The 22,800-nt window shown below is 48.7% G+C and carries 15 protein-coding genes; 10 read left to right on the top strand and 5 right to left on the bottom strand.

Annotated features, from left to right (window positions below; translation table 11 throughout):
* Positions 1-212: 212 nt before the first annotated feature.
* The 8 genes from H3H32_RS37780 to H3H32_RS05720 all read left to right on the top strand — a co-directional run bounded on the left by H3H32_RS37780 (position 213) and on the right by H3H32_RS05720 (position 7,951).
* Entirely contained in the window at positions 213-788 is a 576-nt protein-coding gene (locus H3H32_RS37780; RefSeq protein ID WP_220472605.1) for an NAD(P)H-dependent flavin oxidoreductase, read from the top strand.
* Positions 700-1,284, top strand: a complete 585-nt coding sequence (locus H3H32_RS37775) for an NAD(P)H-dependent flavin oxidoreductase (RefSeq protein ID WP_445265556.1) — start codon at positions 700-702, stop codon at positions 1,282-1,284. Before H3H32_RS37780 ends, H3H32_RS37775 begins: the two co-directional genes overlap by 89 nt.
* Before the next feature lie 317 nt (positions 1,285-1,601).
* Positions 1,602-2,567, top strand: coding sequence for a Kelch repeat-containing protein (locus H3H32_RS05745; RefSeq protein WP_182461699.1), 966 nt, complete (start codon positions 1,602-1,604; stop codon positions 2,565-2,567).
* A gap of 86 nt (positions 2,568-2,653) precedes the next feature.
* Positions 2,654-3,550, top strand: a complete 897-nt coding sequence (locus H3H32_RS05740; RefSeq protein WP_182461698.1) for a 3-keto-disaccharide hydrolase — start codon at positions 2,654-2,656, stop codon at positions 3,548-3,550.
* Positions 3,551-3,813: 263 nt separating this feature from the next.
* Positions 3,814-4,971 carry an acetyltransferase domain-containing protein gene (locus H3H32_RS05735; protein WP_182461697.1) on the top strand — a complete coding sequence of 386 codons (1,158 nt, stop codon included), beginning with the start codon at positions 3,814-3,816 and terminating at the stop codon, positions 4,969-4,971.
* A gap of 34 nt (positions 4,972-5,005) precedes the next feature.
* Entirely contained in the window at positions 5,006-5,761 is a 756-nt protein-coding gene (locus H3H32_RS05730; RefSeq protein WP_182461696.1) for an SDR family NAD(P)-dependent oxidoreductase, read from the top strand.
* A gap of 178 nt (positions 5,762-5,939) precedes the next feature.
* On the top strand, positions 5,940-7,130 hold the full coding sequence (locus H3H32_RS05725; protein WP_182461695.1) for a sensor histidine kinase: 1,191 nt from the start codon (positions 5,940-5,942) through the stop codon (positions 7,128-7,130).
* Positions 7,131-7,174: 44 nt separating this feature from the next.
* The gene (locus H3H32_RS05720; RefSeq protein ID WP_182461694.1) at positions 7,175-7,951 is read left to right on the top strand and encodes a LytR/AlgR family response regulator transcription factor; all 777 of its coding nucleotides are present in this window, start codon (positions 7,175-7,177) and stop codon (positions 7,949-7,951) included.
* Between the two features lie 102 nt (positions 7,952-8,053).
* Here H3H32_RS05720 and H3H32_RS05715 read toward each other — a convergent pair whose 3' ends face one another.
* From H3H32_RS05715 to H3H32_RS05705, 3 genes are all read right to left on the bottom strand, one after another.
* Positions 8,054-9,121: a CVP-CTERM putative sorting domain-containing protein gene (locus H3H32_RS05715; protein WP_182461693.1), complete on the bottom strand. Its 1,068-nt coding sequence runs from the start codon at positions 9,119-9,121 to the stop codon at positions 8,054-8,056.
* The gene (locus H3H32_RS05710) at positions 9,099-11,738 is read right to left on the bottom strand and encodes an SdrD B-like domain-containing protein (protein WP_182461692.1); all 2,640 of its coding nucleotides are present in this window, start codon (positions 11,736-11,738) and stop codon (positions 9,099-9,101) included. The genes H3H32_RS05715 and H3H32_RS05710 overlap by 23 nt, the downstream gene beginning before the upstream one ends.
* 85 nt (positions 11,739-11,823) lie before the next feature.
* Positions 11,824-15,840: a beta strand repeat-containing protein gene (locus H3H32_RS05705; RefSeq protein WP_182461691.1), complete on the bottom strand. Its 4,017-nt coding sequence runs from the start codon at positions 15,838-15,840 to the stop codon at positions 11,824-11,826.
* A 482-nt stretch (positions 15,841-16,322) separates the two neighbouring features.
* Between H3H32_RS05705 and H3H32_RS05700 the strand changes: the two genes are divergently transcribed.
* The gene (locus H3H32_RS05700; RefSeq protein ID WP_182461690.1) at positions 16,323-17,246 is read left to right on the top strand and encodes an RluA family pseudouridine synthase; all 924 of its coding nucleotides are present in this window, start codon (positions 16,323-16,325) and stop codon (positions 17,244-17,246) included.
* A gap of 103 nt (positions 17,247-17,349) precedes the next feature.
* Here the strand turns inward: H3H32_RS05700 and H3H32_RS05695 are convergent, their stop codons facing one another.
* Together H3H32_RS05695 and H3H32_RS05690 are read right to left on the bottom strand one after the other, a co-directional pair.
* A complete protein-coding gene (locus tag H3H32_RS05695; protein ID WP_182461689.1) occupies positions 17,350-18,033 on the bottom strand; it encodes a glycosyltransferase family 2 protein in 684 nt (227 codons plus the stop codon).
* Between the two features lie 28 nt (positions 18,034-18,061).
* Positions 18,062-19,525 (bottom strand): glycosyltransferase family 39 protein, encoded by a 1,464-nt coding sequence (locus H3H32_RS05690; RefSeq protein ID WP_182461688.1) that lies wholly within the window; start codon positions 19,523-19,525, stop codon positions 18,062-18,064.
* A 393-nt stretch (positions 19,526-19,918) separates the two neighbouring features.
* On the opposite strand from H3H32_RS05690, the gene H3H32_RS05685 reads away from it, so the two are divergent.
* Positions 19,919-22,720, top strand: coding sequence for a TonB-dependent receptor domain-containing protein (locus H3H32_RS05685; protein WP_182461687.1), 2,802 nt, complete (start codon positions 19,919-19,921; stop codon positions 22,718-22,720).
* Positions 22,721-22,800: the final 80 nt, after the last annotated feature.

The raw sequence follows: 22,800 nt of genomic DNA, 5'->3' as shown, positions 1-22,800 counted from the left end.
TATACGGATAGAATTGCCTAAAATAAATTACACATAGCCAAAACAACAGTGACTAGTAACGCGTTATATGAGTGTATTTCGCTCGAGATGGCAAAGTAGTGTTGAATTGCAGTAGAGTGTCCATCAAAAGCGAGACAAAAGCCAGGTGACTTCGGTCGTCTGGCTTTCTTTTTGGGCAAAATCCCGAATTTTACCCGAAAACCCATAGAACCATGACGACCTGGCCTGATAATCGCACCCAACGTTTACTTGGTATTGACTTGCCCATCTTACTGGCTCCGATGGCGGGAGCTGCCACCTCCGAAATGGCGATTGCGGTTGCCGAAGCTGGTGGACTCGGATCACTTCCCTGTGCGTTGCTTACGCCGGAACAGATACGGGCAGAAGTAGCGCATATCCGACAACATACAACTCGCCCCATTAACCTTAATTTTTTCTGTCACCAACCACCCCAATTCGATGTCGATCGGGAGAACAATTGGAAAAAGCGGCTGGAACCCTATTATCATGAACTGAATATCGATCCGCAAGCTCCCACGCCTATTTCGAATCGTGCTCCATTCGATGCCGCCTTATGCGATCTGGTTGCCGAATTAAAACCGGAAGTGGTGAGCTTTCACTTTGGACTTCCCGATAAAACCCTTCTGGCGCGTGTAAAGGGCACGGGCGCTAAAGTTATATCCTCAGCAACATCCGTTGATGAAGCGCGCTGGCTCGAACAGGAAGGCTGCGATGCGATTATTGCGCAGGGTTCCGAAGCTGGCGGCCATTCGAGGGATATTTCTTAGTCGGGATATCTCAACGCAAGCAGGCACAATGGCGCTTGTACCCCAGATAGTAGATGCTGTAAAGGTGCCGGTTATTGCTGCGGGTGGGATTGCGGATGCACGTGGCATTGTAGCAGCCTTTGCTCTGGGAGCCTCAGCAGTACAAATCGGGACGGCTTATCTGTTCTGTCCGGAATCAACGATATCACCTGTTCATCGGGAGGCCCTGCGAAGTGCCAAAGACAATACAACGGCCATAACCAATGTATTTACGGGACGTCCTGCCCGAAGCATTGTCAACCGCCTGGTTCGTGAAGTTGGCCCTATTTCTGATCGTGCACCCGAATTTCCATTGGCCGGAGGAGCCCTTGTCCCCCTGCGCGCAAAAACAGAATCAACCGGTTCGGGCGATTTCATGTCGCTTTGGTCAGGTCAGGCAGCCGCTTTAGGCCAGGAATTACCAGCAAGGGAATTGACCCGACAGTTGGCAGAAGACGCTTTAAAGCGATTTGGATGATATGGTGATGTCAGTTTCTTAAAACTGACAAGCAAGGTTTCTCAAAACCTCGTTAGGTGGACAGTTTATCCGTTAGGTTTTAAGAAACCTAATGTGTCAGTTTTAAGAAACTGACATCACGATAACAGCCAGTAAAAATCTTAAGCTGACGGCTATGGTCCCATACAGACCAAGGACACAGATACGTTTTCGAGAGTCGGGGAGTTTTGCCTGAAACCGTTTGGAAAATTGCCATTATCTTTAGAAACTGCGAAAGAGTAGGAACCGACGACTTTTCGGTTTTCAAACCAGACTCATTTATCTCTCCTTTTTATTCCATGCGAGCCTATTCTTTCATTTTTCTAAGCCTGATGAGTGCTGGTTTTGCAACTCAGGCCCAGACCTGGCAACCTGTAACTACCCAAAATTCGTGCTCCCCTCGTCACGAAAATGCTGCGGCTCTCATCGGCGACAGTCTGTACGCAGTGGGTGGCCGGGGAATTAAACCACTGGAAGCACTCAATCTCAAAACGCTGGTTTGGCAAACACTGCCAACTCCTCCCCTCGAAATGAATCATTTTCAGGCAATCAATTATAACGGGGAGCTTTATGTGATAGGCGCGTTTCAGGGAAAGTACCCCCACGAAACACCTATACCAAACATCTATATCTACAGTCCGAAGCAGGGTGCCTGGCGCATGGGACCCGAAATCCCCAAAGAGCGACTTCGGGGTTCGGCGGGCGTAGTCGTCTACAAGAACAAGATTTACATGGCCTGCGGCATCATCGACGGGCATTACGACGGGCACGTAGCCTGGCTGGATGAGTATGACCCCAAAACAAATACCTGGAAACGCTTGCCTGATGCACCCCGCACACGCGATCACATCAGCGCGGCTGTTGTAGACGATAAGCTCTATCTGGCGGGCGGTCGTAACTCAACGGCACGAATCAATAAAGTGCTGGAAACGACTATCGCCGAAGTTGATGTGTACGATTTCAAAACGGGAAAATGGACAACGCTACCCGCTACATCCAATATTCCAACACAACGAGCTGGTGGCACAGCTGTAACGCAAGGCGGCAAAGTCTGGGTTATTGGTGGCGAAACCGTACAACTTCTGGCGCATAACGAAGCCGAAGCCCTCGACCCAAAAACGAATCAGTGGACCAAAGGACCAACCCTGAAACAAGGGCGTCATGGCACACAGGCGGTTGTTTACAAAGACAAAATTTACATCGTAGCCGGGTCGGCCAATCACGGCGGAGGACCGGAATTGAATACGGTTGAAGTGATGAAATAAGTGATAACTGTTTCAGGTTTCATGTTCCAGGTTTTCGAAGCCACATGAAACCTGGAACATGAAACCTGAAACCCAAGACTTAAAGCATGAAAAAACTTATCCAAACGCTAATTCTTTGCCTGATAACCATCTCAACAATATTGGCCCAAAAAGCAGCTGACCGTCAGGAATGGGTTCAGCTTTTCAATGGGAAAGATCTCAAAAACTGGGACATCAAGATTGCGGGATTGCCGCTGAATGATAATTACAAGAATACCTTCCGCGTCGAGAACGGCATCCTGCGCATTGCCTACGATCAGTACAAAACGTTCGATGGCAAATACGGCCACATGTACTACAATAAGCCGTTTTCGTATTACCGGGTGCGGTTTACGTACCGATTTTTGGGCAACCAAACGCCCGGTGGCGATACCTGGAATGTACGCAACAGTGGCGTCATGGTCCACTCGCAATCGGCAGCAAGCTGTTCCATTGGGCAAACGTTTCCGGTGTCGCTGGAAATCCAGTTGCTGGGCGGCTTAGGCAAAGGGCCGCGTCATACGGGAAACTTGTGTACACCCGGCACCCAGGTATATATGAACGGCAAACTCAACCCCGAACATTGCATTGACTCGGACTCCAAAACTTACGATGGCGATCAATGGGTAACCGCCGAAGCTATTGTACTGGGCGACTCTATTGTTCATCATATTGTAGAAGGCGATACGGTACTAACCTATGAGCGCCCCGAAGTGGGTGGCGGTTTTGTTAGTGAAAGCAGTGACTGGAAAGTAGCGCACATCGACAATGCAAATTACTGGATCAGTCGGGCGAATACGCCCCTTGGCGAAGGCTACATTGCCTTACAGGCCGAAAGTCACGCCATTGATTTCAAGAAGGTAGAAGTGCTTGAACTAAAAGGGTGTACTGATCCGAAAGCACTGAATTATAAGTCTTATTACGTAAAATCGGACAACACCCAGTGCCGTTATAAGAAACGTTAACTATTCTGTTGTTTCAGGTTTCATGTTCCAATTCTGAAGCTGAGCTGTTTTTTTAGCTTTCCTTTTCTAGAAAATACTAGCTTGTTTTTTGTCATTTCGACGTCAGGAGAAATCTCAAGCTTGACTAATGAGGAGCATTGAGATTTCTCCTGACGTCGAAATGACAAAAAACCTATTCAGGTTTAATGAAATCTAAAAAGTTTAAACATCCTTGCTCTTTAAACCTGGAACATGAAACAACAGAACAATAGCCCCCTCCTTTCATGAAGCGCGTAACTGCCATTGACGTAACACGCGGTCTGGTCATGGTAATCATGGCGCTGGACCATGTTCGTGACCTATTGCACCTGCCCGCAATGAGTCAGAATCCGACCGATTTAACGACAACAACACCCGCTATTTTCATGACTCGATGGGTTACGCATTTATGCGCGCCAACCTTCGTGTTTTTGTCAGGAACGTCGGCGTATCTGTCGCTCAGGAAACGGAACGATGCCGCGGCCCGGCAGTTTTTACGGAAGCGTGGACTGGTTTTACTCCTGCTCGAACTAACAGTTATCAACTTTGCTTTCTGGTTCGATATTCATTTTCATTCCCTGATGTTACAGGTGATTTACGCCATCGGTGGGGGCTTACTAATCCTCTCCTTTGTTGCGAAATTACCCGTTAAATGGGTCGCCATCATTGGCTTCGTGATCGTATTTGGGCATAACATTCTCCAGATCGTGCCTACGTTTACCGACCCAACGGCCCGCCTGGCCTGGGCCTTAATTTTTCGCACCGACTTTTTTTCGATAAGTCCATCGTTTGCGTTATTAGTAGGCTATCCCATAATTCCCTGGTTAGGCATTATGCTCGTTGGCTTTGCCTGTGGGTCGCTGATGGAGCGGCCTGCCGAAGAGCGTAAGCCACTCCTGCTACGCATCGGTCTGGGCGCTTTAGTGCTGTTTGTACTACTCCGTTTCCTGAACCTCTACGGCGATCCGGCTCCCTGGTCTTCGCAGAAAGATGCCTTATTTACATTTCTGTCCTTCATGAACGTAACCAAGTATCCGCCTTCGCTACTGTATACACTGGTCACGATTGGCCTGATGCTGACCTTCTTATCGACAACCGATGGGATTACCAACGGCTTCACGCGTTGGCTAACGGTCTACGGAAAAGTGCCCATGTTTTATTACATTCTGCATTGGTATCTGGTGCACATCTCCATGCTTGTCATGAGTTTTCTGCAAGGCTACACGTGGGCCGATATTCCGTCCGGGCCTTTAAACTTTGGCCGACCTGATGGAGCTGGTATCTCGTTGGGAGGTGTTTATGCCGTATGGATTGGATTGGTTCTCTTGTTATATCCGGCCTGCAAATGGTATGGTCGATACAAAGCCGATCACCCTGAAATTGGGTGGTTACGCTATGTATAATGAATTTGTCTGCTGTTAAACCCACACACCAATTATGTTAACTCGATTTGCTGATCAAGTAGCCATTATTACGGGCGGTGCCGATGGCATTGGGAAAGCGATAGCCAGCCGCATTGCTTCTGAAGGCGCTACCATCGCCCTGTTCGATATTAACCATGTCCAGCTCAAGCGTACCGTTGCCGAGTTGAGTAAGCAGGGATTTTCCGTATCAGGTCATGTGGTCGACATTTCGCAGGAGAGTTCGGTTGAAAAGGCAATTCAGGTAGTCGCCGAAGCGTCAGGCCGCTTAGATATTATTGTGAATTCGGCGGGTATTGTGGGGCCAACCAGTACCAAAATCACCGACTATTCAGTAGCCGACTACGACCGGGTATATCATACCAATCTGCGAGGAGCTTTTCTGATGACCAAGTATGGCATTAAGGTCATGGAAAGCCGAAACTACGGGCGTATTCTCCACCTGGCTTCCATTGCGGGTAAAGAAGGAAACCCATTTATGACGGGCTACTCGTCTATGAAAGCAGGGGTTATTGGCTTAGTGAAGGGCATTGGGAAAGAATACGCTGAAACGGGCATTACGGTCAATGGATTAGCTCCTGCGGTTATCAAAACGGCCTTAAACAACGATACTGACCCCGAACAACTGGCCTATATGACGGCCAAAATACCCATGAAACGCCTGGGTACGGTGGAAGAAGTAGCGGCTATGGCGGCCTGGATTGTATCGGAAGAAGCCAGTTTCACTACAGGGTTCATCTTCGATTTGTCAGGCGGACGAGCTACTTATTGATTGGCGAAATCTGCTACCAGAACACCAGCCAATAGGGAACTATAACTAGATTAGTTAAACAGAGTCTTCTGCTCAAAAACCGAAACGCGTCACTCGCGCTCCTGAAACTGGCATTCCGCCGGTTTCTTTTTTGCAGTTTACAACTAGTAACTAGTTTTGTTTATAAACCTAACGTGCTATGTCCTATCGTTTAACGACTTCGCAAAAATGGCAGCTCGCCCTGAGCGTGTTCGTTATTTATTGGCCTGTTCGGCTGTACGTCAATGGTGCCACAGTGGATTGGTTGTTTTCGCCACGAAATATTCCGTTTTGGGTACTCGAAATCTGCCTGATCATTCTGTTTCTATATGCCTGGCTTACGGTAACAGAATGGCTACAGCAACGATTTGTTAGTCGTTTCGGCGATGGCTTCCTGATTGAGTTTAAAATCCCGGCTCAGGTTGCCACCCTACTGATTGCCAGCGCCTTGGCAGTTTTGTTTAATATCGGCTTTGGTATGCTCTGGAAGGGCCTGGATACTGTTTTAGAACAACAGTTTGGTTTCTACCGCGATCTGGACCCTCGTCCTCAACGCCCTGTTGGACCACCACGTACAGAAGAAGATAAGCGTAGAGGTCGTGAACAACGTCGGCGCGTGAACAACGGGTTGACCGTGATGTCGATGTTATCGGCCTTCTATCTGGCCGCGAACCGACGGGCCAATCGACGGCTGGAAGAAATTCAGGTACGGGCCGAACGGCTGGAAAAAGAGAATGTTCAGGCTCAGTTTGCCGCCCTAAAAAGCCAGGTAAATCCGCACTTTCTGTTCAATAGTCTCAGTATATTATCGTCTTTGGTGCATGCCGATGCCGAATTGTCCGAAAAATTCATCGACCAGTTATCGAGGGCTTATCGGTATATTCTTGAACAGAAAGACAATGAACGGGTTCTGCTTAAAACGGAACTGGAGTTTATTCAGGCTTACCGCTTCTTGCTCAACATCCGCTTCGAGAACAAATTTGATGTCATTATCAACGTGCCCGAGGCCGATCTAACGCGGTATAGTATCGCCCCGCTGACGTTGCAACTATTGGTAGAGAATGCGGTGAAACACAACCGAATGTCTGTCAAAGAGCCGCTGAAAGTGCATATTCAGCTTGAAGACGACTGTTTAGTTGTCAGAAATAACCTACAGCCACGTCCACAATCGGAAACATCGACCGGTGTAGGTCTGCAAAATATTATTACCCGCTATGCCATGCTTACTGAGGAATCGGTTTGGGTGGGTGAGAGTGATGGTAGCTTTGTTGTTAAGATTCCTCTATTACTTAATGAGCGCATGAATGACGTAGTGAATGAACGAGCCAACTTACTGATAAGTAAGTCATAAAGACCAATTATTCATTCGTTTATTCGCTCAGTAACTGATCAAAAATGAACGTAGTCATCATCGAAGACGAAAACCTTACCGCCAAACGACTTGAAAGTCTGCTTCATAAATACGATTCGGGCATTACCGTACTAGCCCGACTTCCATCGGTAGCCGAAGCGGTGGCGTGGTTTGACGAATCAACAGACCCTGTCGACCTGATTTTTATGGACATCCACCTCGAAGATGACCTGGGCTTCCGCATTTTCGAGCAAACGCAATTGATTACGCCGGTTATTTTCACGACGGCCTATGACGAATACATGATTCAGGCCTTTAAGGTCAATAGTATTGATTACCTGCTGAAACCCATCAATTATGATGAGTTGGTTGCCGCTATCGAAAAGTTCAAAGCCCTGAAAAAGCAATTTGGACAGAATACGTCTTCCTCGCACGACATTGAAACGCTGCTCAACCTGATTGGCAAATCGAAGCATACCGATTACAAAGATCGGTTTATGATTACGGTTGGCACGAAAATCAGGAGCATTGAAACCAGCGAGGTAGCGTATTTCTATCTGGAAGAAAAAGTAGTGTTTTTAGTGACCAAAGACGGCCTGACATTACCCGTTGATTACAGCCTGGACAAACTGACCCAGTTGCTGAATCCTCGTCAGTTTTTTCGAATTAGTCGTCAGTTCCTGGTTTCCCTCCCCGCTATCCAAACGATTCATACGTTTTCGGCGGGTAAACTTAAGCTCGACTTAAACCCCAAATCTCGCCAGGAGGTCTTCGTTAGTGGCGACCGCATGACTGAGTTTAAGGAGTGGCTGGGTAAGTAAATAACTAAGAGACGCTTAGACTCCCGATCTACATTGAGTTCAATAAACAGAAGACCCCGCTAGCTAATCTGGCGGGGTTTTCTGTTTATTGAATTTTACAATTTACCTGACTTTTCGAATAACGACAGGTACACATTTCGGTGCAGGGCACTCGCATTCAGCCGGACTCAGAACGACCGTTACATCGGTGAAGCAAGTACCATTGGCACTGTACAACCGAATCGTATAGGATTGTGCAGTGGCGGGGTTTGCCAAATTTGCAAAGGACACTACACCTCCGCTTACAACCTGATTACTAGGCGCACCATAAGCTGGGCCGGTGTAAGTGGTTCCGAGCGAAATATCAGCCCGTTCCGCATTCTGCAACGTTGTGAAGTCAATGTGCGCGTTGTTATTTGCCGCTGCCCCTGTACAAGTAGCTGCTACTACTGTTGGAGCCACATTGTACGTGGGCGCTGAATTCACAACGACGGTTGTCGCTATGGCAGCGGTACAGCCTGTGGGGAACGTACAGGTGGCCGAATAAGTCGTGGTGATTAACGGTGTAATCGTTAGAGACGCCGTATTATCGCCCGTAGCCCAGTTGAGTGTACCGCCAGCGCAACCATTAACCGTTAAGGTAGCAGTTCCTCCCGCACACAACGTAACCGAGTTAATAGTGAGTTGTGGTGCAGGATTAACGGTCACAGTTGTACTCGCAACAGCGCTACAACCCACTGAGCTATTTACGGTCACTGAATAGGTCCCGCTGGCAGTTACAGAAATCGTAGCAGTCGTCGCACCTGTTGACCAGAGATAGCCACTTCCTCCGCCTGCGGTGAGTGTCGTACTTTCACCCTGGCATATCGTTGAATTAGTAACCGTAATTGTCGCCGTCACTGACGGGTTCACCGTCACCGTGCCCGTGGCCACTGCTGAACAGCCGAAGCCTGAGGTCACTGTTACCGAATACGGATTCACTCCATTGATGGTGGGCGCTACCACTAAGGTGCCGGTGGTGTTGGTCGTGCTGGTCACCCCATCCGAGAAGCGGTAGTTGGTACCGCCACCCGCCACTAAGGTGCCGCTGGTGCCGTTACAGATCGTAATGCTCGACAAGGTGGCCGTCACTGACGGGTTCACCGTCACCGTGCCTGTTGCTACGGCACTACAACCGAAACCAGAGGTCACCGTCACTGAGTACGGGTTCGAACCGTTCACCGTCGGCGCTACCACTAAAGTGCCCGAAGGTATTATTGGTCACCGTAGTGCCATCGAAGAAACGATAGTTGGTCCCTCCTTCGGCGATTAGTGTGCCACTCGTGCCGTTACAGATCGTAATGCTCGATAAGGTCGCTGTTACCGATGGGTTCACCGTCACTGTCGCACTGGCCACCGCTGAACAGCCTACCCCCGAAATCACGGTTACTGAGTAGGGATTCGCACCGTTGGTGGTGGGCGCTACCACTAAAGTACCCGTCGTATTGGTTGTGCTGGTCACCCCGTCGGAGAAGCGGTAGTTCGTGCCGCCACCCGCCACTAACGTACCGCTGGTGCCGTTACAGATCGTAATGCTCGATAAGGTCGCCGTTACCGATGGGTTCACCGTTACTGTGCCTGTGGCCACTGCCGAACAACCAAAGCCCGAGGTCACCGTTACCGAGTACGGATTAGACCCGTTCACCGTCGGTGCCACCACTAAGGTGCCCGAGGTATTATTGGTCACCGTAGTGCCATCGAAGAAACGGTACGAACTGCCGCCACCAGCCACTAAGGTGCCACTAGTGCCGTTACAGATCGTGATGCTTGATAAGGTCGCCGTCACGGATGGATTCACTGTCACTGTGCCCGTGGCCACCGCTGAACAGCCAAAGCCCGAGGTCACCGTCACCGAATACGGATTTACTCCATTGATGGTGGGCGCTACCACTAAAGTACCCGTCGTATTGGTTGTGCTGGTCACCCCATCCGAGAAGCGGTAGTTGGTACCGCCACCCGCTACTAAGGTGCCGCTGGTGCCGTTACAGATCGTAATGCTTGACAAGGTGGCCGTTACCGATGGGTTCACCGTCACCGTGCCTGTTGCTACGGCACTACAACCGAAACCAGAGGTCACCGTCACTGAGTACGGGTTCGAACCGTTCACCGTCGGCGCTACCACTAAGGTGCCCAAGGTATTATTGGTCACCGTAGTGCCATCGAAGAAACGATAGTTGGTCCCCCCTTCGGCGATTAGTGTGCCACTCGTGCCGTTACAGATCGTAATGCTCGATAAGGTCGCCGTCACCGATGGGTTCACCGTCACTGTGCCCGTAGCCACTGCTGAACAGCCGAAGCCTGAGGTCACCGTCACTGAATAAGGGTTCGCTCCATTGATGGTGGGCGCTACCACTAAAGTACCGGTGGTGTTGGTCGTGCTGGTCACCCCGTCTGAGAAGCGGTAGTTCGTGCCGCCACCCGCCACTAACGTACCGCTGGTGCCGTTACAGATCGTGATGCTCGATAAGGTCGCCGTCACCGATGGGTTCACTGTCACGGTGGTAGAAGTTACGCCAGGACAGGTACCATACGCGCTTGGTGTACACGTTACAGAATAAACGGTTGTCAATGTCGGGGATACCAGAATAGTAGCTGTAGTGGCGTTTGAGGCATTTGCACTCCATAATAAAGCCCCTCCGGTACAACCAGAAACAGTCAAGTTTGTGCTTTGTCCCTGACAAATAGATGGGCTTGCAGGCGTAATCGCCAGTGTTGGAACCAGCCCGTCCTCGACAATAATTGGGCAACATCCATTAGCTGGGCAACTTACATTTGCCGTTGTTGTAAATGTATAGCTCCCCGACTGTACAATCGTAAAGCTATTACCAGTAGCAACGGGAGTCGATCCTCCATTTCTAAACCACTGGACATTCGTATATTGGGCAGGCAAACTAGCGACGTAATCATCACCGGCGCATAGTTTAATTGGGACGGTTACACAAGATCTTCCCGCATTATTTGCTACACTATTCTCCGTATCAGTCGTTGTGGCATAAGCGGTGTTATATAAAACCCCTTCGGCACGGGTGGTAGTCGTCACGGTCAGATTCGTTGTCGCCCCTGCGGTTAATGTACCCAGATTCCAAACTAAAATTCGAGTACCTCCGAAAGTCGTTGTAGTGGCTGCTGGCGATGACGATACATACGCCAATCCAGCGTCCAACGTATCACGTACTTGTACGTTTGTAGCCGCCCCACTCCCGCTATTCGTTACCTGAATCGTGAAGGTCGCATTACTACCTAATGTCGTTTGCGATACATCTGTGGTTTTAGCCACAATTAAATCAGGGTTTCCAGCCACGAAACCAATATCGTACGAGTTATCGGCGGTGTTGGTACTGTTCGTCGTCAGAAAAACAACCGCATTTCCACCAACTAGTTGAGCATCACTGTCCACTTCCTGGTTGCTCCCTTGATGGTAACTGGTCAATTTCAGGCCTGAAGGAAAATCGCCCGGAGCAATCCTGACTTCATAAGCTGTATTGGGCAACAATCCCGTTGCGAACGAATATTGACCACTACTATTGGTTGTAGTCTGCCCACGCTGTATCCCACTCTGATAGAGTCGAACAACTACGTTAGCAATACCCGGTTCTCCGGCATCCTGAATACCATTTCGGTTATAATCCAGGAATACAAAATCACCAATTCCCAAAAGTTTCGGAGCCGACTCCTTGTTAGGAGCTTCTGCCCGTACCAACTGAACTATCAGCAGTAAGCCAATAACCCAGACATGTCTCAACATCCTAAGTGGCAGAGGGATATTCATTTGTAGATTTTTTTTCATCAATTCAAGCGGTAAGATGTGAATCAAAAAAGGCACTTATCCATAAATTCGAAATAGCTAATTCATATTAAGGGGCAATCGTAACGATGACACAAGACGGTGATGGGCACTGACAATTCACGGGATCAAGCCGCGCACCAACATCGACAAAACAACTCCCCGATCCGCTGAACAATCGAATAGTATATGCCTGGCTGGAAGCTGGATTAGGCAGGCTACCAAAGCTAACCGCTCCACTAGTCACTACTTTATTACTTGGCGCTCCGTATGCCGCCCCTGAATAAGTTGTCCCTAAAGAGATATCGGCGCGCTCGGTATTCTGCAACGTCGTAAAGTCAATGTGAGCCGTGTTCGTAGCCGTAGCCCCATTGCAGGTAGCTGCTGTAACAGTAGGTATGCTTGTAAATGTGGGAGTAGGACGTATCGTTACAGTCGCAGAAACTGAAGCGATACAACCCGACGTGTTCGTACAAGTAGCGGAATAGGTTGTTGTGACAACTGGAGCGACGACAATAGACGTGGTATTGTCGCCTGTTGACCAAAGTAAAGTCCCACCCGTACAGCCTCCTACAGATAAGGTTGTAGATGAACCCGCACAGATTGAAACTGAGTTTAATGTCAAGACTGGTGTAGGAGGCTGTGAATTCACCGTCACGGAGGTAGCGGCAGACGTACAGCCATTGCTGTTGCGAACCGTTACTGCGTAGGTGCCGGCAGCAACGCCCGTGAACACACCTGTCGTATTTATGTACGTAGTGCCATTAATACTGTATGTAAGTCCTGTTCCCGTAGGTGCAGTAATGGTAATAGTGCCTGTAGCGGTAAGACAGTTGGGTTGCGAAGTCACGCTTACCGTTGGTGCTGCGGGCGTGGGCGGTTGGGCATTCACCGTCACAGAGGTAGCCGCCGAAGTACAACCACTGTTGTTGCGGACCGTTACCGCGTAAGTCCCGGCGGCAACACCTGCAAATGACCCCGTTGTATTCGTATACGTGGTACCATCAATGCTGTACGTCAAGCCCGTGCCAGTCGGCGCTGTAATGGTAATCGTTCCCGTGGCCGTCAAACAGTTGGGTTGAGCCGATACGCTCACCGTCGGAGCTGCGGGCGTGGGCGGTTGAGCCGTCACCGTCACGGAGGTGGCAGCCGACGTACAGCCGCTATTGTTACGCACCGTTACCGCATAAGCCCCTGCGACAACGCCCGTGAACACGCCTGTCGTATTCGTGTAACTCGTGCCGTCAATGCTATAAGTGAGCCCTGTTCCGGTCGGTGCCGTAACGGTAATGGTACCTGTGGCGGTTAGACAGTTAGGTTGAGCCGTCACGCTCACGGTGGGAGCAGTTGGCGTGGGTGGCTGGGCGGTCACCGTTACCGATGTGGCAGCCGATGTACAGCCACTGCTGTTACGGACTGTCACCACGTAAGTCCCGGCAGCAACGCCCGTAAATGAGCCAGTAGTGTTGGTGTAGGTCGTGCCATCAATGCTATATGTGAGTCCAGTCCCTGTGGGCGCTGTGATCGTAATCGTTCCTGTAGCCGTCAGACAGTTGGGTTGCGAAGTCACGCTTACCGTTGGGGCCACAGGTGTAGGTGGTTGAGCGTTCACCGTTACCGATGTGGCAGCCGAAGTACAACCGCTGCTGTTGCGAACCGTTACCGCATACGTGCCCGCAGCCACACCAGTGAACGTTCCGGTCGTATTCGTGTAGGTCGTACCATCAATACTGTAAGTCAGTCCCGTTCCCGTGGGGGCAGTAATAGTGATCGTTCCGGTGGCCGTCAGACAGTTGGGCTGCGAAGTCACGCTTACCGTGGGAGCCACGGGCGTGGAGGGCTGTGCATTCACGGTAACTGAGGTCGCGGTAGAAATACAGCCTAGACCATTTCGGTCAGTCACCGCATATACACCCGGAGCGACGCCCGTGAACACACCCGTCGTGTTGGTGTAGGTTGACCCATCGATGCTGTATGAAAATCCCGTTCCGGTGGGCGCTGTGATGGTAATGATACCTGTAGCCGTCAGACAGTTGGGTTGTGAAGTCACACTTACCGTTGGAGCTGGTGAGGCTAGTAAGGCTCCATTTACGCTTGCACTGGTAACCGCAGACGTACACCCACTGCTGTTGCGGACCGTCACGGCATACGTTCCAGGCGTAACGCCTAAAAATACTAGAGACGACACATAGTTTACACCATCTATGCTATACGTCAGTCCTGTCCCTATTGGCGCTGTGATAGTGATCGTACCGGTTGGCAGCGTACATGTTGGCTGAGTCGTTACAACCGTCGGAGCTGCCGGTGTTGCAGGTTGCGCAGTTATCGTTACCGACGTAGCGGGAGATGTACATCCACTACTTGTATTGCGAACCGTCACCGCATAGGTTCCAGCTGCGACACCCGTGAACACACCTGTTGTATTGGTGTAAGTTGTACCGTTGATACTATACGTTAAACCCGCCCCCGTGGGTGCTGTAACGGTAATGGTACCCGTGGCAAGCGTACAACTAGGTTGTATCAGACTAACCGTAGGAGTAGCTGGTGTAGCCGTATTGCTGACCACGGTTGTAGTGGCTACTGCCGTACAACCACTGGGCGTCGTTACTAAAACCGTATAGGTTCCCGGCTGCGTAACGACTGCTGTATTTGCCGTACCCGTCTGACTTAGACCTGGCCCGGTAAACGCATACGAAGTTGGGACAGTGCTGCTAGTTGCTGTCAACGTAACACTGGTTACTGCACAGGTTAGTGTTCCTGAATTAGTCAGTGAAACTGTAGGGGGAGCATCGACGGTTACTGATGTAACAGCTGTGCTGGTACAGGCGGTGTTTGAATTGAGAGAATTAGTGGTTGTAACACTAAAATTATATACGCCCGCTGCCAGTCCGCTAATAGTCACGGTGTTTGTAGTACTCGTTGAGCCAATCACACCATTCGGCCCTCTGAACGTATAATTTGTTACGCCTGAAGCACTTGTACCAGGCGTAGCCGTCAGACTAATCGTACTACCCACACAAACCAGCGAAGCATTAGCCGTTAAGAGTGGTTGAAGGACTCGAAACGTAACCGACGTTATTGCCTGATTACCAATATTATCCTGTGCATAGAACGACGTAACCGACGTTCCCTCGGTGGTAGGATTAAAACTAAAGGCAGAAGTTACCGTATTTGAACCTGTGACAGGCGAGAATGTAGCCCCCGATGGCAAACCCACCCCCTGAAGCGTAATGGTATTACTGGTTGGATCAGTGTCTGTTGCCCGAACATTAAAATTGATTGGACAACCTACATACGTCTGTATTGCCGAATTATTTGCGGGCGTAATGCCCCCATACACAAAGACGGGCGGATCACTGGCAGCAACGATTTTAATAATGAAGTCAACAATGACAAACGACTTGCCGTCGGATATTTTTATGATCGCATTGTATAACTGCCCAACTGCTTTCGGCGACCGCGTGTCGAATGTGGCTACGCCACTGGATGATATAGAAAAATTGGTTGGCTGAGTAAACGTATACGATGTTGCGCCCAGATCGGCGGCAGTTGCCAGACTGAACGTAAGCGGGTTGCCATCTGGATCAGTGGCGGGCACTGTAAACGTAGCCGCAGACTGATTAAACGGTAGATTGACAATTGGCGGTAAGGTTGATGCTGGTGGCAGGTTGGCATTGGCAGCACCGACGTTAACCAACGAGTTGATTCGATAACGGCCATCGCCATTATTCTGCAACGTACTAAGCCGTGCGCTTGCCTCAATAAAGGCGGTAAAGTTTCCTGTTGTTGAGTATGTCTTTGTTAATATAGCTTCAGCATAAAAATAATCGTCTGCTGTATTAACCGAAGTTACCGTAAAATTGAACGCTGTGGTCGTCGTGCCATCGCCATAGGTAAAGGCGGCACTTCCGTTGGCATTGGCATTACTAACGGTAGAACCAACGGTTGGTGTGGGGGAGAAATTACTATAACTCAGCCGGAACCCCATGGTGAGCTTAAACTCAATAGTTCGGCCGGTTGCATCAGACGGTAATTGTCGCCAACTAAGGTTGCCATACCGAAAGTGCGTTGCAGTAGCCGTAGGCATATATACAAGTTGCCCGAGTAGGCAGACCAGTATACATAGCCAAGCTCGTTTTAAGCAGCTTGGCAACGCCATAAATAAGCTATAAACATGCACCATACACAAACGTCAAGTAAACCAATACCTTCTAGTTAAAATCTGTTATAGAAGCTATTCCCTTATCTATAATATTATGTTTGAACTATTTGCGAAATCGTTAAACACAATAGCCAATTTTATGCCAGAATTGAACATCTTAACATGTAATAGAATGTTCAAATAAACGAGCAACTATAACTGCCTAATAATCAAAAAGAAGCAAAAAACATTATGAGCGAAAGGCCAAGGTTCGGGAAATTGGCACTCTATATTCAGAGCAAGTGGACACATATTTATAGTTAGAAAGGCGTCTGCTCCTTCATCCTTGTCGGCTAACAGATCAGCAGTTTTGTTTTAATAAGGAGCCATGACAAATAAGATCGCACAGGAAACCGTACCTTTGTCGTATGGAGAATACCGACAAGCCTCGCCGACAGCGCGGCCAACGTACTGATAGTAAACTGACTGTCGCAGAGCCGATTCAGCTAATGGCGTTTCTAATTGCCCAGTTACCTCATAAGAATCGGAACAACATCAAATCGTTGCTCAGTAACAAGCAAATTCTCGTTGATGGTAAAGTGTTCACGCAGTTTAATCATCCGCTGAGAGCCGGGCAAATTGTGACTGTAGCCGCTAATCGTGCCCCTCAAACCACGCAATACCGGGGATTGACCATTCTATACGAAGACCCAAGTATTATTGTCATTAACAAACAGGCCGGGCTGCTCTCGATGGCAACGAACAAAGAGCGGGACCGTACTGCCTATGGCATTTTGAGTGATTACCTCAAGAAAGAGAATCCCAAAAACAAAATATTTATCATCCACCGGCTCGATCGCGAGACGTCGGGCGTTATGATGTTTGCCAAAAGCGAGAAAGTGCAGAGGCTGATGCAGGAGTCATGGAATGCAACTACTAAGGAGCGGACTTACGTAGCTTTGGTTGAAGGCGTACCTGAACCACCAACTGGCACGGTTACCTCCTTCCTGCGTGAAAGTAAAGCGCTGATCGTCTATTCGAGCCAGAATCCCGATAACGGACAACTGTCCATCACGAACTACAAGGTTTTAAAATCCAACCAAGGGTATTCGTTGCTGGAGCTAGAGCTGGAAACCGGCCGAAAAAATCAGATTCGGGTGCACATGCAGGACATTGGCCATCCTATTGTGGGCGATGCCAAATATGGAGCATCTACCGATCCGATTGGCCGACTGGGTTTACACGCCGAAGTACTAGCCTTTGAACACCCGATAACGGGCGAGGCTATGCGTTTCGATGCTCCTATTCCCCGAGCTTTTGTAAATATGATGAAGGAGCGGATTGAGGAATAGTCAAGGATGGCCATAAATAGTCAAGAGTGGTCAGGCATTGTCTGGAGTCTATAAACAATCCTTGACAATACCTGACCACTCTTGACTATTCATAACCCTATAATTACTTCACAATTCGGTATTTCAGAAGTACCCAAATCGCTTCGATACCATCCAGCCACGAGATTTTTTTCCCTTCGGCAATAGAGCGGGGATAATAACTAATCGGTAACTCTTTAATACGAATGCCTCGCTTTGCTACTTTGGCGGTCACTTCGGGACAAAATTCAAAGCGAGTACATTCGAGCGGAATAGATCGCAGGAAGTTGGTGTCGAATACCTTATAGCAGGTCGGTTCGTCGGTGAGTCGTTGGTTGAAGAGAATATTGGTCAGCAACGTAACAACCTGACCTCCAATATAAAAACTATAATAGGAGTGTCGGTTTTCGGGTTTCAGAAATCGGGACCCATAAATTACCTTCTCTTTACCATCAACAATCGGCTGAATCAATGCCGGATAATCCATTGGTTCATACTCCAGATCGGCATCCTGAACAATGGCAATACTACCCGTCATATGCTGAATTGCCGTGCGAATAGCAGCCCCTTTCCCCTGATTATGCTCGTGAAAGATAACCTGAATGTTCGGTACTGATCGATACGTGTTCAAGCGTTCACGCGTACCATCCGTAGAGCCATCGTCAACAATAATAATTTCTTTCGCTAATGGAACAGCCTGAACTTTTTCGAGGAGTGTATCAATATTATTAATCTCGTTGTAAGCAGGAATCAAAACAGATAGCAGCATAAAGCAAATATAAGCGAAAACGATGGGTTTACTTTCTTCGCCAGTAGGGTAGCGGGAAACGGGGGTCTTCAACGCGCACAAAGTCTTTTTGCAGACCAGCGCGTAATTGCCCGATCGCGTGAACGTTAGCCGGAGTATTGAGCGCCGTACTATCATCTATCACACTCGATCGGTTGCCAAAAATGACAAATTTCAGACTGGTATCGGCCAGGGCCTTCCCGTAGGTGTCGGGATGTGATTCCAGATAATGCGTTACCTGCATTTCAGTAAAAATAAACGGTACATTCGGCTCCCGATCCGATAGATAATATAAAGGCATCGCCATATCGAAGATCAGCACGTGTCCATTTGGCCCTGCTTTCTCCCGAATAAATGCGCCAGCCGCTTCTTCATCCTGATAGTCTCTAATCGTTACCAATCGTTTGACGGTATTCGGGCGATAAAGCAACAAGCTCACCAATAAAAGTAAACCCATACCACCAACGCCTATGAGGGCTTGCCAGTATGAAACCTGCTGACGACGAGCTTCGTAGTGCGCCAACCATTGATCGGCCATGAAGCCCAGGTGTAGGACAAAAAATACGGAAGCCTGAAAAAAGTAATGACTTGCCTGCGTTTTCAACATCGTAACACAGGCAAAACCCGCTAACAGCAAAGCCAGCCACAAGGCCGGTGTCTTTTGATAGATTTCCCGATAAGGCTGTTGAAAAACGAGGATGAATGAGATCAGCAAAAGCAGAAGAAGCCAGCTTAACTTAATTAAAAACTTGGTCAGAAACAGCGTATGGGACGGATACCCGCCAAACGGATAAACATACGTCCACTCCAGGTGAGCCTCTAACCGATTGGTGGCGTAAAAATAGAGCATCGACAGGAGCAATGGCACAGCAAAACCAGCCAGTACTAACATGCCCCGGCCAACCATTTGCCAGAAGTTTATCCGACCTGTTAAACACAGCAGGAGTATAAACGCCCCAAAGCCTACCAGATAAAATGCCGCCACGCTTTTGAAACACATGGCCAAGCCAAGCAAAATACCTGCACTGAGCCATCGCCAATTCTGCCTGCCATTATTTTTAACGGCTATGGTAAAGGCATTCAGACCAAAAATAGCGACCCAACTTTCTGGCTCCAGGAAATTCATTTCCATAAAGCAGCAACAGGCGGCCGTTAGTATTACCGTAAATAAAGCGGTTCGCTCGCCAAACATGCGCGCAGCACGCCAGGCCGACACCAGCACGCCGGTTGCCAATAGTGTAATCAACGCCGACACACTCAGGTGATTATAGCCCCCTAACAGGTTCAGCAATAGACTGGTGGAGGAATACAGCAGGTATGATTTCGACGGAATGAAGTCGTACAAATTATAGCCTTCGTTGAGCGTTCGAGCAATAATTAAGTACTCATACGCATCGTATCCGTAGCCAGAATTATAAGCAAAAAGAAAAAAAATGGGGCAGAAAATAGCCAGGAATATTAAAAATCGCGTCATAAAACCGCCTACTGCGTTGAATCAAATTACGGATCAATCGACAAATGTACTGGTTTACGAACAAGCCACCACGATCACAAAAGCCTTTTTATAGACCGTTCGCTCAGTTCTTAGATACATAATCCGCACGAATTTATTTTTCGACAGGGTTAACAGGATTAGCAAAATGAGGTAGTAAGGGGTAAAAAAAACATCTTATTAATCCAGTCAATCCTGTCGAAAAAAATAGTCGTAAACGTTTTCACCAATTAGATGTTGTGTTAGGCAATCGACGGAGCTATTTTCTTCGCGAGGCTATTTTTTACATTCAACACCTAAAAACGGGCATTCCGCCAGATTGATTTCGCAGAGTAGGTAAGCTAGCGCACCTTTGATGCGTCAATTTCTAATCGTATGAAAACGTTATTACTTTCTTTACTCATCGTTAGCGCAACTACCTCATTCGCTCAGGTAACCGTTCCCGGCAGTACAACAGCACCGGCCAGCGCTGCTCCGAGTAGCACCCCAGTAACCCAACCAGCCGTTCCGGACCCGTTCGAAACAAAAACCCCGGCCCCGACGACTCCCGATACATTTACAGCTCCTGCTGGCTCGAAACCGAGCCTCATCAATTCGCCAGCCCCAACAGGCGTACAACCTCAATCGGCTCCTACCCCATCAGAGGCAGACCCTGTCGCACGTGGTAATGGTAAAATTAGCGGTACGCTAATAGATTCTACCACAAGCAAACCTGTCGAATTCGCTACGATTGCGCTATTAAACATCAGCACCAATAAACCCATCGATGGTACAACAGCTGATGCAAAAGGACAATTTACCATTGGCCGTATATCACCTGGTAAGTATCGTCTTCTGTACACATTTATTGGCTACAAAGACAAACGAAGCGCACTCATTACCGTCGATAAAGGCAGTACAATTACGTTGGGGGCGATAAAAATCTCGCCCGATGTTCGAACACTAAGCGAAGTGAACGTGGTTGGTCAGGCCGCTATGATCGAAGAAAAAGTGGACCGGATGGTTTACAATGCCGATAAGGACCTTGCTGCCAAAGGGGGCGACGCGGGCGACATTCTACGTAAAGTGCCGATGCTGTCGGTCGATCTCGATGGGAATGTGAGTCTGCGTGGAAGCAGTAACGTGACGGTGTTAATCAATAACAAACCGTCGACCATTGTGGCCAGTAGCGTAGCCGATGCCTTGAAGCAGATTCCGGCCGACATGATCAAAACCGTTGAAGTAATTACCTCGCCATCAGCCAAATACGACGCAGAAGGTTCAGCTGGGATTATTAACATTGTCACCAAGAAAACAACCCTGCAAGGGATGACCCTCGACGTAAACGGTGGTGGTGGTAACCGGGGTGCAAACCTGGGTATCAATGGTAACTACCGCACTGGTAAAATGGGTTTTTCGCTTGGTGGTTTCGGTCGTGCTGAGTATAACGTAAAAGGGACGTTCCTGAACAATCAAAGCACGCGCAGCTACGATCCGACTTCGAACACGTATTCGGCCTGGACTAACACCGTACAAACAGCCAATACGCTGAATCAACGTCTCTTTGGGAACTATCAATTGGGCTGGGATTATGACATCGATAAGCGGACTTCGCTGACAGCCAGTATCCGGTACGGTGCCCGGAACGGTTTAAGCAAGCAAAACAATCTGATGACAACGATCACTTCGCCGAACAGCTACTTCCCTTCTGTGAGCAATCGGAATGTAGATACCAAAGACTTGTCGGGAACAGTAGATGCCAACGTGACCTACACAAAAATCTATAAGCCTCAGCAGGAATTCAGCATTCTGGCACTCTATAGCCGCAACAACCGGACGAACAGCTTTGTCGCTGATATTATGGGCGGAACCGATTTCCAAACGATTACATCACGTCAGAAAAACGACAACCCCAGCTATAATCAGGAATCGACATTACAGTTAGATTATCAGACCCCGATTAAAACAAATCAACTGATTGAATTCGGTGGTAAAGGTATTTTCCGTCAGGTGAATAGTGATTATCAGTATTACATTGCTAACGGTTCTGACTCACCTTATGTAATTGATACGACTCGCAAAGGAAATGGTCTGGAGTATAATCAGAATATCGCAGCTACTTACCTGTCTTACACGCTGACAACCAAGAGCAAGTTCACCATTAAGGCAGGTGCCCGGTACGAATACACGTTTATTAATGCCAAGTTCGCCAATGAGTCAGCAGGGGCTAATCCAACGATCCCTAACTATGGGAATCTGGTACCAAGCATCAATATTTCGAAAAGTCTGAAAGGGGGTAAGATTATCAAACTGGCCTATAACCGCCGGATTCAACGACCTGGCATTCAGTTCCTTAACCCGAACAATAATACAGCCAATCCGACGAACACTACTACAGGTAACCCATATCTGTCGCCTGAATTGACTGATAACATTGAATTCGGTACCAGTGCAAATATCAAAGGACTATATTTGAATGCAACGGTGTTTGCACGTCGGACCAACAATGAAATCACCGCTGTTCGTGAAGTACAACAGTCGTTGATCAATAATGTACTACAACAGGTGATTAACACAACCTACCTGAACGTTGGTCATGAGGATGCGTACGGTATCAACCTGTTCGGAAACGGAACACTTTTCCGTAAACTACAACTTGGTGGTGGTATCGACCTCTATCATGTTAACCTGACCAACAATAACGCCAACCCAATTTATTCGGCATCTAATTCAGGTTGGGTACTGGCTGGTCGGATCATGAGTAGCCTGTCGCTGGCCAATGGCTGGGGCTTCCAGCTCTTCGGTGGTGGTCGTGGCAACCAGGTTCAGTTACAGGGACAACAAAGTGCCATGTATTTCTATAGCCTTGGCCTACGGAAAGAGTTCAATAACAAGAAAGCCAGCTTAGGTCTGGCGGCTGAGAATATCTTCAACCACCCGTTCAGACAGCATTCAGAGTTATCGTCGCCAATTCTGGTGCAGAACACACAAACGGGTTACTACAACGCAGGTGTACGTCTGACATTCAGCTACAAACTTGGCAAAATGAGTTTCGACGCCCCACAAAAACGTCGCAAATCGGTTGAAAACGATGACCTGAAAGGCGACGGTGGTGGCGACAACAATACAGGCCCACAACAACAACAGGCTGCCCCAAGTGGTGGTGGTCGTACTGGTGGTGGCCGTGGCCGTCCATAAGCAGTAGGCTTACCTGTCTAAAGGTATCCAGGGCGTTGACTCAATTGAGTCAACGCCCTCTTTATTAGTTGCCGTTTAAA

Source organism: Spirosoma foliorum (genome assembly GCF_014117325.1).
GTDB classification, from domain to species: domain Bacteria; phylum Bacteroidota; class Bacteroidia; order Cytophagales; family Spirosomataceae; genus Spirosoma; species Spirosoma foliorum.
Note: the sequence above shows the minus strand (reverse complement) of the source record. Positions and strands in the feature narration are given on the sequence as shown.